The organism is Mesorhizobium escarrei, from assembly GCF_935825525.1.
GTDB lineage: Bacteria > Pseudomonadota > Alphaproteobacteria > Rhizobiales > Rhizobiaceae > Mesorhizobium > Mesorhizobium escarrei.
Genome location: NZ_CAKXZT010000124.1, coordinates 41,943 through 57,296 on the forward strand (window position 1 = coordinate 41,943; position 15,354 = coordinate 57,296).

Annotated in this window: 13 protein-coding genes; 9 read left to right on the forward strand and 4 right to left on the reverse strand. The window is 64.0% G+C overall.

The genetic code is table 11. From position 1 onward, the window contains the following. The 6 genes from NMG80_RS14600 to NMG80_RS14625 are packed head-to-tail and all read left to right on the forward strand — an operon-like array spanning position 1 to position 7,352. A complete protein-coding gene (locus NMG80_RS14600) occupies positions 1-1,119 on the forward strand; it encodes an ABC transporter ATP-binding protein (protein WP_254018736.1) in 1,119 nt (372 codons plus the stop codon). Next, on the forward strand, positions 1,116-2,240 hold the full coding sequence (locus tag NMG80_RS14605; protein WP_254018737.1) for an ABC transporter ATP-binding protein: 1,125 nt from the start codon (positions 1,116-1,118) through the stop codon (positions 2,238-2,240). The genes NMG80_RS14600 and NMG80_RS14605 overlap by 4 nt, the downstream gene beginning before the upstream one ends. Further along, complete coding sequence (locus NMG80_RS14610; protein WP_254018738.1) at positions 2,240-3,793, forward strand: FGGY-family carbohydrate kinase; 1,554 nt, start codon at positions 2,240-2,242, stop codon at positions 3,791-3,793. The genes NMG80_RS14605 and NMG80_RS14610 overlap by 1 nt, the downstream gene beginning before the upstream one ends. Before the next feature lie 10 nt (positions 3,794-3,803). After that, the gene (locus NMG80_RS14615; protein WP_254018739.1) at positions 3,804-4,844 is read left to right on the forward strand and encodes a 2-hydroxyacid dehydrogenase; all 1,041 of its coding nucleotides are present in this window, start codon (positions 3,804-3,806) and stop codon (positions 4,842-4,844) included. A gap of 49 nt (positions 4,845-4,893) precedes the next feature. Further along, positions 4,894-6,411 carry a glycerol-3-phosphate dehydrogenase gene (locus tag NMG80_RS14620; protein ID WP_254018740.1) on the forward strand — a complete coding sequence of 506 codons (1,518 nt, stop codon included), beginning with the start codon at positions 4,894-4,896 and terminating at the stop codon, positions 6,409-6,411. After that, complete coding sequence (locus NMG80_RS14625) at positions 6,411-7,352, forward strand: sugar phosphate isomerase/epimerase family protein (protein WP_254018741.1); 942 nt, start codon at positions 6,411-6,413, stop codon at positions 7,350-7,352. The genes NMG80_RS14620 and NMG80_RS14625 overlap by 1 nt, the downstream gene beginning before the upstream one ends. Positions 7,353-7,859: 507 nt before the next feature. Here the strand turns inward: NMG80_RS14625 and fba are convergent. Beyond that, on the reverse strand, positions 7,860-8,924 hold the full coding sequence (gene fba, locus NMG80_RS14630; RefSeq protein ID WP_128179731.1) for a class II fructose-bisphosphate aldolase: 1,065 nt from the start codon (positions 8,922-8,924) through the stop codon (positions 7,860-7,862). A gap of 285 nt (positions 8,925-9,209) precedes the next feature. On the opposite strand from fba, the gene NMG80_RS14635 reads away from it, so the two are divergent. Genes NMG80_RS14635 through derI form a run of 3 tightly spaced genes read left to right on the forward strand, consistent with a single transcriptional unit; the run spans position 9,210 to position 11,215 of the window. After that, positions 9,210-9,977, forward strand: a complete 768-nt coding sequence (locus tag NMG80_RS14635; protein ID WP_254018742.1) for a DeoR/GlpR family DNA-binding transcription regulator — start codon at positions 9,210-9,212, stop codon at positions 9,975-9,977. 9 nt (positions 9,978-9,986) lie between these two features. Then, positions 9,987-10,745, forward strand: coding sequence for a triose-phosphate isomerase (locus tag NMG80_RS14640; protein WP_254018743.1), 759 nt, complete (start codon positions 9,987-9,989; stop codon positions 10,743-10,745). Positions 10,746-10,771: 26 nt separating this feature from the next. Then, the gene (gene derI, locus NMG80_RS14645) at positions 10,772-11,215 is read left to right on the forward strand and encodes a D-erythrulose-4-phosphate isomerase (protein WP_254018744.1); all 444 of its coding nucleotides are present in this window, start codon (positions 10,772-10,774) and stop codon (positions 11,213-11,215) included. On the opposite strand, the gene dhaL is transcribed toward derI, so the two are convergent. The 3 genes from dhaL to NMG80_RS14660 form a co-directional block, all read right to left on the reverse strand. Further along, positions 11,212-11,850 (reverse strand): dihydroxyacetone kinase subunit DhaL, encoded by a 639-nt coding sequence (gene dhaL / locus NMG80_RS14650; RefSeq protein ID WP_254018745.1) that lies wholly within the window; start codon positions 11,848-11,850, stop codon positions 11,212-11,214. The genes derI and dhaL overlap by 4 nt on opposite strands. Positions 11,851-11,861: 11 nt before the next feature. Continuing rightward, complete coding sequence (locus NMG80_RS14655) at positions 11,862-12,875, reverse strand: dihydroxyacetone kinase subunit DhaK (RefSeq protein ID WP_254018746.1); 1,014 nt, start codon at positions 12,873-12,875, stop codon at positions 11,862-11,864. Between the two features lie 187 nt (positions 12,876-13,062). After that, positions 13,063-15,351 carry a xanthine dehydrogenase family protein molybdopterin-binding subunit gene (locus NMG80_RS14660; protein WP_254018926.1) on the reverse strand — a complete coding sequence of 763 codons (2,289 nt, stop codon included), beginning with the start codon at positions 15,349-15,351 and terminating at the stop codon, positions 13,063-13,065. Positions 15,352-15,354: the final 3 nt, after the last annotated feature.

Consider the following 15,354-nt stretch of genomic DNA (forward strand, 5'->3'; position numbering starts at 1 on the left):
ATGGCCAGCCTCGAATTGCGAAATGTCGTCAAGCGCTACAAGAGCCAGACTGTGCTCGACAATCTGTCGCTGAGCGTCGCCGACGGCGAAACCCTGGTCCTGTTCGGACCGTCCGGGGCCGGCAAGACGGTGCTGCTGCGGCTCGTCGCCGGCGTCATCGACCCTGATGAGGGAAAGATCTTCATCGGCGGCGAGGACATGACCGATCTTGACGCCGAGTTCCGCGGCGTCGGCATGGCATTCCAGAATTTCGCGCTGTTTCCACACATGACCGCCTTCGACAACATCGCCACGCCGCTGCAGGCCAAGCGATCGTCGCAAAATGCGATGAAGGCGGGCGTCGAGAGCGTCGCCAAGCTGCTGAAGATCGGCCACGTGCTCAGCCATAAGCCACGGGCGCTGTCCAACGGCCAGAAGCAGCGCACCGCGCTCGCCCGCGCTCTGGTCGGCTCGCCGCCGGTGCTGCTGCTCGACGACCCCTTGCGCAACGTCGATGCCAAACTGCGCTTCGAGATGCGGCTCGAACTGCCGAGGCTGCTGGCCGACCGCGGCGCGACCGTCGTCTACGTCACCCAGGACTACAAGGAGGCCATGGCGCTCGGCGACCGCATCGCGGTGATGTCGCAAGGTGTCATCATGCAGCTCGGCACGCCCGAGCAGATCTATCGCGAGCCGGCGAACATCGAGATCGCGCGGCTGTTCGGCGATCCGACAATCAACCTGCTCGACATCAAGCCGTCGCGCGATGCCAAGGGCATCTATGTCGGTCTGTCGAATGTTCAGGTCCATCTGACCGGCGCCTATGACGCGACGGTCGGCCGCGATTGCGTGATCGGCCTGCGGCCCGAAGCGCTGCGCTTCGTCGACGAAGGAACGCCCGCTGCCATACCGGTGACGATCGAGGCGGAGACGCCGCTCAACGAAAAGATCGTCACGCTGGTGCGTACCGTGCGCGGCCGCGAAATCCTGGTCTCCCGGCCGGCCGGAACACCGGGTCAAACCGAGGGCAGTGCCCATATCGCCGTCGACGGCAAAAGCGCCCTGCTGTTCGATCGTGCCAGTGGCGACCGTATCGGCGCGAAGAACGTCGTCAATTTGCACAGCGGAGAAGCGGCATGAGCCAGAGCGCACTCAGCATTTCCGGCGTCGACAAGTTCTACGGTCCGATCGACAGGGGCGTGCACGCCGTCCAGAACCTGACGATGGAAATCGCCAGGGGCGAGATCGTCGCACTGCTCGGCTCGTCCGGCTGCGGCAAGACCTCGACATTGCGCATGATCGCCGGCTTCGAAGAGGTCTCGCGCGGCACCATCTCGGTTGCCGGCCGCAAGGTGCACACGCTGCCGCCGGTCAAGCGCAATGTGGCGATGGCGTTCGAGGGCTATTCGCTGTATCCGCCGCTGACCGTGCGCGAGAACATGGCGTTTGCGCTGAAGGCGGCCAGGCTGCCGAAAAGTCAGGTCGACGCGAAAGTTGCCAGCATCGCCAAGCTGCTCGAGATCGAGGACATTCTTGAGCGGTATCCGAGTTCCATCTCCGGCGGCCAGCAGCAGCGCGCCAGCCTCGGCCGGGCGCTGATCCGCGAGGCCGACCTGCATCTACTGGACGAACCGATGGGCCAGCTCGAGCCGCAGCTTCGCGCCGTGCTGCGCGGCCGCATCAAGCACTTCATCAAGGAGCGCGGCTTGACCGCAATCCTGGTCACCCACGACCAGACCGAGGCCAATGCATTGGCCGACCGGATCGCGGTGATGGAAGGCGGCGTGCTGCAGCAGTTCGACACGCCCGATATGCTCAAGCAGCGGCCGGCCAATCTATTCACCGGCACCTTCGTCGGCGAGCCGCCGATGAATGTCTTCGAGGCCTACGTCGGCACGGCTGCCGACAAGATCAATCTGCGGCTGCCCGACGGGCTTTCGCTCGACTATGACAAGGATGCGTTCAGCGGTTCGGTTCGCGACGAATTGCTCAAACGCCAGCGGGTCGTCATCGGTATCAGGCCCTATGCGGTTCGCCGCTCGAAGGACGGCGTGCCGGCCACGGTTTCGGCCAACCAATGGCTCGGCGACCAGACCCATATCGCGGCGGATTTCGCCGGCGGCTCGCTGGTTCTGGTCGAACATGACCGGACCCGGCTGGAGCTTGGCGCGCCGATCAACATCAGCATCGATCCGAAAAACCTGCACGTCTTCGATCAGTCCAGCGGCATGGCCATTTCGCACGGCATGGAGCTTGCCTGATGGGGGATGTGCTGATCGGCATCGACGCTGGCACGTCTGTCATCAAGTCCGTCGCCTTCGACACGGCGGGCCGGCAGCTCGCGGCCGCGGCGTTGCCGAACCGGTATGAGACCTTGCCGGGCGGCGGCGCCGAGCAGGATCTGGCGCGCACCTGGGCCGATACCGCGACCACATTGCGCCAGCTTGCCGACAAGGTGCCGGACCTCGCCAGCCGCACCATCGCCATCGCCGTGACCGGGCAGGGCGATGGCACCTGGCTGATTGACAAGGAGGGTGAGCCGGTCGCGAAGGGCTGGCTGTGGCTCGACGCGCGCGCTGCCGCCATCGTCGAGGAGATCCGCGCGCGGCCCGACGACCGGCTGCGTTTCGAGAAGACCGGTAGCGGGCTCGCCGCCTGCCAGCAGGGACCGCAGCTTGCCTTCATGAAGCGCAACGCGCCCGACAGGCTTGCCGGCGCCGCGACGGCATTCCATTGCAAGGACTGGCTCTATTTCAAGCTGACCGGCGAACGCGCCACCGATCCGTCCGAGGGCACCTTCACCTTCGGCGACTTCCGCACCCGTGGCTATTGCGACGAGGTGCTTGAGGTGCTCGGCGTCGCCGATCTCAGGCATCTGCTGCCGCCGATCGTCGACGGCACCAGGCATAGCGCCGGCCTGTCGGCGGCGGCTGCCGAAGCGACCGGGCTGCTTTCCGGTACGCCGGTGGTGCTGGCCTATGTCGACGTGGCCTGCACCGCGCTCGGCGCCGGCCTGCTCGACCGCGAGCGCAAGCCCGGCTGCTCCATCATCGGCTCCACCGGCATGCATATGCGGCTTGCGCAGACGCCGGACGAGGTGCTGCTCAACGAGGCCAGGACCGGCTACACGATGACGATGCCGGCGCCCGGCGTCTTCGCGCAGATGCAGTCGAACATGGCAGCGACGCTCAACATCGATTGGATCCTTAGCCTCGCCTCCGGCATTCTCGCATCGCAAGGCATCACCCGCAGCAATGGCGAGATGATCGCGCTGGTCGATGAATGGATTTCGTCATCGGAGCCGGCCTCGCTGCTCTATCAGCCCTATGTGTCGGAGGCCGGCGAGCGCGGGCCGTTCGTCGATGCCAACGCCAGGGCCGGTTTTGTCGGCATTTCGTCGCGGCACGGTTATGCCGATATGCTCCGCGCTGTTTTTGAGGGACTGGCATTCGCGTCGCGCGATTGCTACGCCGCCATGGGGCCGCTGCCGGGTGAAATCCGGCTGACCGGCGGTGCCGCCAGAAGCCCGGCTCTGCGCAAGATCCTGGGCGCTGCCGTTGGCGCTGACATTCGCACCAGCCAGCGCGAGGAAGCCGGTGCGGCGGGCGCCGCGATGATTGCTGCGGTCTGCGTCGGCCAATACGCGTCGATGGACGAATGCGTCGGCGAATGGGTCACGCCGCTGCTTGGCGCGGCGGAACCGAGCGACCGGAAACTTGCAGCGATCTATGAGCGGGCGGTTCCATCCTACACATTGGCGCATGAGGCGCTGCGGCCGGTCTGGCGGTCGATGGCCGCCTCCAGGGCAAACTGAGAAGTCTAGCATGCGTAAGAAGATTGCAATCATTGGCGACCGCTTCATGCTCCCCGCGGTGTTCTGTGCGAAAATCGAGGAGGCCTGCGGCGACAATCTCGACATCCGCACCCTTGAGGCGGCCTGGCCCGACGAGCCGATGGAATTTGGCAATGCGGCGCTCGGCCTCGACAAGGTGAAGGAGTATTTTGGCGATCCGGACGAGGTGGTCGATTTCATTGGCGACGCCGAGATCTTCGTCACCCAGCTTGCGCCGCTCTCTGAGACCATGATGCAGCGTCTGCCGGCGCTGAAGCTGGTTGCGGTCTCGCGCGGCGGCCCGATCAACATCGACATGGCCGCCGCCAAGGCCCACGGCATCACCGTCGTCAATGTGCCCGGCCGCAATGCAAGTGCTGTGGCCGAGTTCACCATCGGTGCCATCCTTGCCGAGACGCGGCTGATCCGGGTCGGGCACGAAGCATTGCGCAAGGGACAATGGCGCGGTGATCTCTACCGCGCCGACCGCACCGGCCGCGAGCTCAATGAAATGACCGTCGGCGTCATCGGCTATGGCAATATCGGCACCAAGGTTGTCCACCTGCTGCGCGCCTTCGGCTGCCGTATCCTGGTCAGCGATCCCTATGTGCAATTGAGCGCCGAAGACCGCAATGCCGGCGTCGAACTGGTCGCGCTGGACGATCTCCTGTCGCGCTCCGATGTGGTCACGCTTCATCCTCGCGTGACCGAGGAGACTCGCGGCCTGATCAACAAGGACACCATCGCCCGGATGAAGCCGGGGGTGATTTTCGTCAACACCGCGCGCGGGCCGCTGGTCGACTACGACGCGCTCTACGATGCGCTTGTCTCTGGCCATATCGGCAGCGCCATGCTGGAGACCTTTGCGGTCGAGCCGGTGCCTGCCGACTGGCCGCTGCTGCAGCTTCCGAATGTCACCTTGACGCCGCATATCGCCGGCGCTTCTGTGCGCACGGTGACTTATGCGGCCGAGCAAGCGGCCGAAGAGGTGCGCCGCTTCATCGTCGGGCTCCCGCCGGTCAACCGGTGCTGAAGGTCGCGGCAGCCATGAAACGCAATCCAGGCATAGAGGATCCGGCGAGATGAGCGGCGCCACTGAAATCGTCGATCTCTTCGTCATCGGCGGTGGCGTCAATGGCGCCGGCATCGCGCGCGACGCAGTCGGCCGCGGGCTTTCCGTCATCCTGTGCGAAAAAGACGATCTTGCCGAAGGCACCAGTTCGCGATCGGGAAAGCTCGTCCATGGCGGCCTGCGCTATCTCGAATATTACGAATTCCGGCTGGTGCGCGAGGCGCTGATCGAACGCGAAGTGCTGCTTGAATCGGCGCCGCATATCATCTGGCCGATGCGCTTCGTGCTGCCGCACAGCCCGGACGACCGGCCGGCCTGGCTGGTCCGGCTCGGCCTGTTCCTCTACGATCATCTCGGCGGCCGCAAGCGGCTGCCGGGCACCCGCACGCTCAACCTGCGCACCGCGCCCGAAGGCGCACCGATCAAGGATGCGTTCAAGCGCGGTTTCGAATATTCCGATTGCTGGGTCGACGACGCCCGTCTCGTCACCATCAATGCGCTCGACGCCGCGGAACGGGGAGCCAGGATCTTCACCCGGACCGCCTGCACCGCCGCCCGCCGTGAAAACGGCCTGTGGTCGGTCGAAATGCGCGACAGCCGAACCGGCGTCAGGACCACGGTTCGGGCGCGTGCGCTGATCAACGCCGCCGGTCCCTGGGTCAACGACATCATCAACCGCGTGACCGGCCAGAACTCCAAGCGGAACGTCCGGCTGGTCAAGGGCAGCCACATCGTCGTGCCGAAATTCTGGGAAGGGCGGCAGGCCTATCTCGTCCAGAACAGCGACAAGCGCGTGATCTTCATCAATCCCTACCACAACGATCTGGCCCTGATCGGCACCACCGACATCCCCTATGAGGGACGGCCGGAAGACGTGACGGCGGATGCCAGCGAGGTCGACTACCTGATCAAGGTGGTCAACCGCTACTTCAAGCGCGAACTTGCCCGCGACGATGTCATCTACTCGTTCTCGGGCGTCAGGCCGCTCTATGACGACAACGCCGACAATCCGAGCGCGGTGACGCGCGACTATATTTTCGAACTCGACGCCTCAGTCGGGCAGGCGCCGCTGCTCTCCGTCTTCGGCGGCAAGATCACCACCTTCCGCAAGCTGGCCGAGCATGCGCTGGACCGGATCGCGCCGTTCTTTCCGAAAATGGGCAAGCCATGGACGTCGAAAGGATCCCTGCCGGGCGGCGATATCGCCAACGCCGACTTCGAGCAGTTTCTCGGCGATCTCGGCCACGAATATCCCTGGATGCCGGCATCGCTGGTCAAGCACTATGGCCGGCTCTACGGCACCAGGACGCGCGTTCTGGTCGGTGCGTCCAGGTCGCTCACCGAACTGGGGCGGTGCTTCGGCAAGGATTTTTTCGAACGCGAGGCCAGTTATTTGTTCGAGCATGAATGGGCGCTGACATCAACCGATATTCTCGAACGGCGCACCAAGCACGGCCTGCATCTGTCCGCCGCGGAAAGAGCCGCCTTCGAGGACTGGTGCGTTGGCCGACTGGTGAGGGCAGGCTGATGACTTTTACGATTTCCCTCAACACCAATCCGCTGGTCAACCGTTTTGCCGAACCGGACGATCTGATCGACGCGATCGCCTACGACATCGGCATCCGGAACGTGCAGCTCACGCATGAATTCGTCAATCCCGGCTGGCCGGCGGCGACGATCTCGAAATTCGTCCGCCTGTTCCGCACCGCGCTCGACCGCACTGGCGTGCGCGTGACGTCCGGGATGACCGGCCCTTATGGGCGGCTCAACCATTTCGGTCATCCCGACGCCGACGTGCGCCGCTACTACGTCGATTGGTTCAAGACCTTTGCCGACATTTCGGCCGAGCTCGGCGCCAGCGGCATGGGCACCCAGTTCGCGATCTTCACACACAGGGATTTTGACGATCCGGAGCGTCGCGCGCGGCTTTTCGAGATCGCACTGGAATGCTGGCGCGAGGTCGCCGAGCACGCCAAGGCTGCCGGATTGACCTATCTGTTCTGGGAGCCGATGTCGGTCGGCCGCGAATTCGGCCACACGATCGAGAGCTGCCGGGCACTGCACAACGAGATCGAAGCGGCCGGCATGGCCATCCCGATGAAGATGATGGTCGATATCGACCATGGCGACGTGACCTCGAGCAATCCGGACGACATCGATCCCTATGCCTGGGCCGAAGCCTTCCCCAGGCTATCGCCGATCATCCACATCAAACAGTCGTCGATGAACAAGGGCGGCCATTGGCCATTCATCGCCGCCTACAACAAAGACGGCCGCATCACCCCGGAAAAATTTTTGCAGACGGTTCGCCGCGGCGGCGGCGTCGACAACGAGATCTGCCTCGAACTGTCGTTTCGCGAACGCGAGCCGGTCGACCACCAGGTCGTCGCCATGATCCGCGAGTCGGTCGACTACTGGGCGCCGTTCATCGAGACCGGCAGGACGGCGATTTTGCCGCGAGCAGGATAGGCTGGTGCGGCTCCTGCCAGGGCAATCGCTTCAGGTTTGAAGCCGTCCTCGACCTGAATTATCCACGTTTGCGCTGCCCCTCACCTGCCTGCCGGCATCCTCTCCCCGTATAGGGACGGGGAGAGGGGCACTGACGTCGCGGGTTTCGCCAATCGCCGGCGCAGCAAGTAGAGCGCCGACGTTGCGGCCAGTCCCTTCTCCCCGTCACTATACCTATCATGTTCACACATCTCTGCCGAGATTGATCGATCACGAGGGAACGTGCTGGAAAAGCGAGTTTTTTCAACGTCGCCGGTCGCGCGCTGCATCCGGCGCTTCCAACACCGATGGTCATCTAAGTTATTGATCCTGAGTCGATTTTTGCGATGTGTGAATCCGATAGGTCACTATACGGGGAGAAGTGCCCGGCAGGGCGATGAGGGGCAGCGCCGACTCCGACAATTAGTCGTCTCAAGCACGAGTTAGAAGCCGAAGCGATTGCCCAGCGGCTCCTGCCTACCTGAATGCTCAGCCGAATTTCGGGTCGAGACTGCCCGACTTATAGCGCTTGGCCATTTCCGAGACCGGCAGCGGCTTGATCCTGGGGGCGTTGCCGGCGGTGCCGAACTGCTCGAAGCGCTCCTTGCACAGCTTCCTCATGGCGGCCATTGCCGGCGTCAGATATTTGCGCGGATCGAACTCGCTCGGGTTCTCGGTCAGCACCTTGCGGATCGCGCCGGTCAGCGCCATGCGGTTGTCGGTGTCGATATTGATCTTCCGCACGCCGTGCTTGATGCCGCGCTGGATCTCCTCGACCGGCACGCCCCATGTCGGCTTCATCTGGCCGCCATATTTGTTGATGATCTCCTGCAGCTCTTCCGGCACCGAGGACGAGCCGTGCATGACGAGGTGCATGTTCGGCAGGCGGCGATGGATCTCCTCGATCACATTCATGGCCAGAACCGCGCCGTCCGGCTTGCGCGAAAACTTGTAGGCACCGTGGCTGGTGCCCATGGCGACGGCCAGCGCGTCGACATGCGTGTCCTTGACGAATTGCACCGCCTGCTCCGGATCGGTCAGCAACTGGTCGTGGCTGACGGCGCCTTCGACGCCGTGGCCGTCTTCCTGTTCGCCGCCGCCCATCTCCAGGGAGCCGAGAACGCCGATCTCGCCTTCCACCGACACGCCGCCCCAATGCGCCATATCGACGACGCGCCGCGTGATACCGGAATTATAATCATAGTCGGCCGGCGTCTTGCCGTCTTCCTTCAGCGATCCGTCCATCATCACCGAGGTGAAGCCATACTGGATCGCGGTCACGCATGTGGCTTCGTTGTTGCCGTGGTCGAGATGCATGCAGACCGGGATATCGGGGTGGATTTCGACCAGTGCGTCGATCAGCTTGGCCAGCACGACGTCGTTGGCATAGGCGCGGGCGCCGCGGCTCGCCTGCAGGATGACAGGCGATTTGGTCTCCTCGGCGGCCTCCATGATGGCGAGGCCCTGTTCCATATTGTTCATGTTGAAGGCAGGCACGCCATAGCCGTGTTCGGCGGCATGGTCGAGCAATTGTCTCAATGTGATGCGAGCCACCCAATAGTCTCCCGTATTTGGTTTCAAGCCCATGTTGCGAGCTGTCCGGTCGTCATTCAGCCCATTGATGTTTCTGGCCGGATTTCCGGAGAACCGCAACCTTTGGCCAATGCCGCCGGGAGCAATTCTTGTTACAAGGCAGCAATCAGAAGCGAATAATATCCCGAAAAAAAATAACATTATCACAAAAAATTGGCAGCTATGCGATTTTCTCTGTTATAATGGTGTCAAATCGCCGTTTCCGCCACCGCGGATTCGCAGCGAGGCGGATTCAGGGGCTGGACGATGAAGAGCGACGGCCGGCGGCAAGGCATCATGGATTTTCTGATGGACACCGGCACGGCCAGTGTCGATGACCTTGCCTCGCGCTTCGGCGTGTCGAAGATGACGGTCCATCGCGACCTCGACGAGCTTGAGGAAAGCGGCTTCCTGCGCAAGGTACGCGGCGGCGCCTCGATCCAGCCCAGCGGCTTGTTCGAGAGCGATTTCCGCTACCGCCAGAAGCAGGCCGCCGAGGAGAAGCAGCGTCTGGCGGCTGCCGCCGTGGCTGTCATCGAACCGGGCCAGACGGTGATCATCGACGACGGCTCGACGGCGGGCGGCATTGCGCGCCACCTTGCGGATCTGCGCCCGCTGACGGTGATCTCCAACAATCTGGCCGTGATACAGGATCTGGCCGGCGTTGTCGGCATCACCCTGATCGCGCTCGGCGGCCAGTACAGCAAGAAATTCCACGGTTTCTTCGGCCTGCTTGCCGAGGACACGCTGAGGTCGTTGCGCGCCGATGTGGCCTTCCTGTCGTCGTCGGCCATCCATGGCGCTTCCGCCTTCCACCAGGACCAGGAAGTGGTTCATACCAAGCGGCTGATGATGGCCGCCGCCGCCCGTAAATATCTGCTGGTCGATCACCGCAAGTTCGGCCGCACGGCCTTGCATTTCCTGACCGATCTCAAGGCGTTCGACGCCGTCTTCACCGGTCGCGAACTGGAAAGCCAGATGCGCGAGGTGTTGGATGGCGCCGGCGTTTCGCTAAGAATAGTCGAGAAGGTTTGAGGGGGACGCATGGTTTACTGGGTCGGCACAAGCTGGAAAATGAACAAGACAGTGGCCGAGGCGATTGATTTCGCCGACGCGCTGGCAAGGTTCGTCCCCGGTTTCGACGACCGCATCCAGCCCTTCGTCATACCGCCCTTCACGGCGGTCCGCGAGGTCAAGAAGGCGCTGGCATCGACGCGGGTCAAGGTCGGTGCCCAGAACATGCACTGGGCCGACACCGGCGCCTGGACCGGCGAGATCTCGCCGGTGATGTTGAAAGACTGCGGGCTCGACCTCGTCGAGCTCGGCCATAGCGAACGGCGCGAGCACTTCGGCGAGACCGACAATACGGTCGGCCTCAAGACCGCAGCGGCGGTGAAGCATGGGTTGGCGCCGCTCATCTGCGTCGGCGAGACATTGGCGCAACGCAACAGCGGCCAGGCCGATGCGGTGCTGGCCTTGCAGGTGCATGGCGCGCTGCAATACCTCGAAGGCCAGGCAAACGCGGCGACGATCCTGTTTGCCTATGAGCCGGTGTGGGCGATCGGCGACAAGGGCATTCCGGCAAGTGCGGACTATGCCGATAGGCAGCAGGCCCTGATCAAAAAGATCGCCAGCGAACTCCTGCCGGCCGTGCCGCCGGTGCTCTATGGCGGCAGCGTCAATCCGCAAAATGCCGCCGAGTTGATCGGCCAGCCTCATGTCGACGGGCTATTCATCGGCCGCTCCGCCTGGCAGGCGGAAGGCTATATCGACATCCTCCAACGCGCCTCGGCGGCGATCTAATATCGATGAACAGGAAAGGACAATAAATGAAAATAGCCATTGGAGCCGACAGCGCCGGCAAGCCGTTGCTCGACGTCATTGCCGCGCATCTCGCCACCAAACCCGGCCTCGCTGTCAGCGACCTCAGCCAGGCGGGCTACTATGCCGACCTGTCGCAGAAGCTCGCCCAGACCATCCTCGACGGCGAGAACGATCGCGGCATCCTGTTTTGCGGCACCGGCATCGGGGTTTCCATCTCGGCCAACAAGGTGCCCGGCATTCGCGCAGCACTCACCCATGACACCTATTCGGCGGAGCGCGCGGCCAAATCCAACAATGCCCAGATCATCACCATGGGCGCTCGCGTCATCGGCCCGGAACTGGCCAAGTCGATCGTCGACGCCTGGCTCGCATCGGAGTTCGACGAAAACGGACCATCGGCCGGCAATGTCCAGGCGATCGACAGGCTCGATGCTGCGAAGCTGGGCTAACCCAGGCTTTTCCGCATCGCGCCAATCACGGTGACCGCTGACGCGGCGCCAGGGTCCATATGCCCGAGCGATCGTTCGCCAAGCCGCGACGAGCGGCCCTTCGCGGCGATCATGTCCTTGGTCGCCTCGGCGCCCCGTTCGGCTGCTTCAAGCGCGGCTGCCAGGCTTTCGGACAGGGTCTTGCCGGCGGCGTGGGCAGCGGCCGCGGCTTGAGCTGCCGGCAGCCAGGCGTCGACCATCGTCTTTTCGCCGATCTCCGCCTTACCGCGATCCTGGATGCCTTGCGCCATGGCCTGGAACAGCGCGATGAAATCGGTACCTGCCAAGGTCACCTTGCCCTTGACCGCGGCCGCACCTCGCAGGAAGGCGGTCGCATAGAGCGGACCCGACGAGGCGCCGACGGCGTTGAGGAACGATTTCGCCGCGGTGTTGAGGAGAGCCGTCGGCTCGGTCGCCGCGACGTCCAGCAAAGCTAAAGCATCGCGCACCGCGCCGAAGCCGAGCGCCATGGCGATGCCATGATCGGCGTCGCCGATGACGCCGTCGAGCTGGCAGAGCCTGTCTTTGTCTGCTTCGATCGCCACCGCGATTTCATCGAACGTTCTTTTCAGACCAGCTGTGTCGATGGATGTCATGGATGCACCTTTCAGCCGACGCGGAACATCGCGCAGTCGCAAGGATGGTCGAGCATCGTCTGCAATTCGCCGTCGAGATGCATCAGCGTCACCGAGGCGCCGGCCATTTCGAGCGAGGTGCAATAATTGCCGACCCAGGTCGCGTGAACTGACACGCCGAGGTCATCCAACCGATGCTTCACGCGCCGGTTCATGATGTAGAGCTCCATCAGCGGCGTCGAGCCGAGCGAATTGACGAGCACGGCGACCTTGTCGCCGCGCACCGGGGCCATTTCGTCGAGGATCTTGTCCAGCATCTCGTCGGTGATCTCGTCGGCTGTTTTCAGTTTTCCGCGCGCGATGCCCGGCTCGCCGTGAATGCCCATGCCGATCTCCATCTCGTCCGGCCCGATCTCGAAATTCGGCCGTCGGGTCTGCGGCAGCGAACAGGGCGACAACGCCACCCCCATGGTGAAGGTGTGATCGTTGGCCTTCCTGGCGATGCGCTCGCATTCATCGAATGGCAGCATCCGGTCGCAGGCGGCGCCGGCGGCCTTGAAGATGAAGAAATTACCGGCAACGCCGCGCCGCTTTTGCCGCTGGTCACGCGGCGCCGAGGCGACATCGTCAGTGGTCAGCACGGTGCGCACCTCGATACCGTCCATCGCCGCCATCTCGGCGGCCATGTCGAAATTCATCACGTCGCCGGCGTAGTTGCCATACATGAACAGCACGCCGGCGCCGCCGCTGGCCGCCTTGGCGCATTCGAGGATCGGGTCCGGCGGCGGCGAGGCAAAGACATTGCCGATCGCCGCCGCGTCGGCCAGCCCCTTGCCGACGAAACCGAGGAAGGTCGGCTCGTGGCCGGAGCCGCCGCCGATGACGAGGCCGACCTTGCCCTGGCGAGGTCCATCGCGGGCGATGATCGAGCGTGGGCTGCCCTCTGTGCTCTTGAGATGGCGGGGATGCGCGGCCAGAATGCCCTCCAGCATCTCGTCGACAGTGCGGTTGCCGTCGTTGATGATCTTCTTGGTCTGCACCGGCATCCTCCCGATTTCGGTATTTTCGCAGATAGTACAGCGCGTTACCGGAATTTCCACCCAGGGGCGGACATTTCACGCGGCAATATGTTCCCGCGCGGCCAGGACCAGCACGCAGGGATTGGCTGCCCTTTGTCCTCGAGCTTGAAATGCTCGAAGAAGAAGCGGTGGGAGGAGCTGATAACTTGCCGCGTCAAATGGCGATCACCGGCAAGGCAGGCAGCAGCTTGTCCAAGGTGATGGGAAATTCACGCACCCGCACGCCGGTCGCGTTGTAAATTGCGTTGGCGACAGCCGCCCCCGCACCGCAGACGCCGAGTTCGCCGAGACCCTTCGCGCCGAGTGGATTGGCCTTGTCGTCATGTTCCTCGAGGAAGACGACCTCCATCTCGGGGACGTCACCGTTGGTCGGGACGTGATATTCGGCAAGATCGTGATTGACGAAGTGGCCGTAGCGCGGATCGAGCACCGTCTGCTCCATCAGCGCCGCACCGATCCCCCAGGTCATGCCGCCGATGATTTGCGAGCGCGCGGTCTTGGCGTTGAGGATACGGCCGGCGCCCATCACCGCCAGCATTCGGCGCATGCGGATCTCACCGGTATCGCAATCGACTGCGACCTCGGCGAAATGCGCGCCATAGGAATGCTGCGAGTAAGCCTTGTATGACTGGGTGGCAGCGCCGGCGGCCACGGAACCCTCGGCCTCGAACCCGTCGGGAGCGATCCGTCGGATGAGGTCGGCCAGGCTTGTCGACCGCTGGCCGAGCCTGACCTCGCCGTCGGCAAAGCTTGCGTCGGTGGCGCCAGCGCCGCGCAATGGCGAGGCTTCGCTCGACGCCGCCGCCTCCAGGATCCGTTGCTTGAGGGCGTTGCAGGCGTTGTGCAGCGCCGACCCTGCGCTCGCCGCGCCCCAGGACCCGCCGGAGCCGGCGGTACGCGGGAAGCGGCTGTCGCCAAGCTCCACTTTGATCGACGAGATCGGCAGGCCGAGGCTCTCCGCAGCGATCTGGGTCAGGATCGTATAGGAGCCGGTCCCGATATCGGTCATGTCGAGCCGCGCCGTCACCCGACCATCCCGGTCGATCGCAACCCGCGCCGTCGCCGCGCCGATGTAGTTCGGACGGATCGCCGCCGCCATGCCGTAGCCGATGAGCTTGCGGCCCTCTCGGGCGCGGCCCGGTGTCGGGTTTCTCCGCTCCCAACCGAAACGGCGTGCGCCTTCCTCCATGCAGGCAACGAGATTGCGGGTGGAGAACGGCACGCCGCGCTCGGGATCCTGGACCGGTTCATTGCGGATCCTGAGCTCGATCGGGTCCAGTCCGAGCCGCTCGGCGAGTTCATCCATGGCGCATTCGAAGGCCAGCATGCCGGGCGCTTCGCCGGGCGAGCGCATCCATTCGCCGCGGTTGATATCCAGCGGAATCAGGCGATGGCGGGTGACACGGTTAGGCGCCGCATAGAGCGAGCGAGCAAAAACTGCCGTTTGCTCGCAGTACTCCTCGAAGCTGGACGTTGCCGACCAGACGTCGTGCGCGATCCCGGTGAGCCGCCCGTCGGTGTCCGTGCTGAGACGTACCTGTTGGATCATCTCTGCGCGATGACCGGCATTGGCGAACATCTGTTGTCGCGTCAGCGCGATCTTGACGGGACGCTGCAGCACCTGCGCAGCAAGCGCGGCCAGGATCGTATCGGCATGGGCAATCAGCTTGGAGCCGAAGCCGCCGCCGATGAACGGGCTCACGATGCGCACACGCTCGGGCGGGATGCGAAGCGTGCTGGCGACCCCCGCCCGGAAATTCGCCAGGGTCTGCGCCGATGTATGGATCGTCAGCTCGTTGCCTGACCAGGCGGCGAGCGTCGCATGCGGCTCCATCGGATTGTGATGTTCGAAGGGCGTCCGGTAAGTGGCATCGACCTTGACCGGAGCCGCGGCAAAGGCGCTCTCGAAGTCGCCGATGACGCTGTCGGTCTCGAAGCCGGCATTGGTCCGCTTTGGTGCGTAGGCGTCGGCCACATGCGCCGGCAAATCGTAGAGGCCCGGCTCCTCGTCGTAGCGCACTTTGATGAGGCCGGCAGCAGCGCGTGCCGCCTCGAACGTCTCCGCAACGACCAGTGCGACGGGCTCGTCGTAGTAGCGCACCCGCTCGCTGTTGAGCGCGGGCCGGGCGCGCGTGAAGACCTCCGGCACCGTCGGCGTGACCGCCGGGCCGAAATCCGGCTGGGCCGGTGCATTCCGGTGCGTCATGACCAGCAGCACTGCCGGGGCCCGTTCGGCTTCGCCCGTGTCGATCTCGGCAATGCGCCCCTTGGCGACGGCGGCGCCGAGAATATAACCAAAGGCCGTGCCCTCCAGCGTAGTCTCGTAGGCGTAGGTGGCATCGCCTCTCACCTTGAGCGGACCGTCGATGCGGTCGATTGGACGCCCGATGACGCCGATGCGTGTTTCGCGAGAACGGTTCCCGCTGGTCTTCGTCTCTGTCATCAT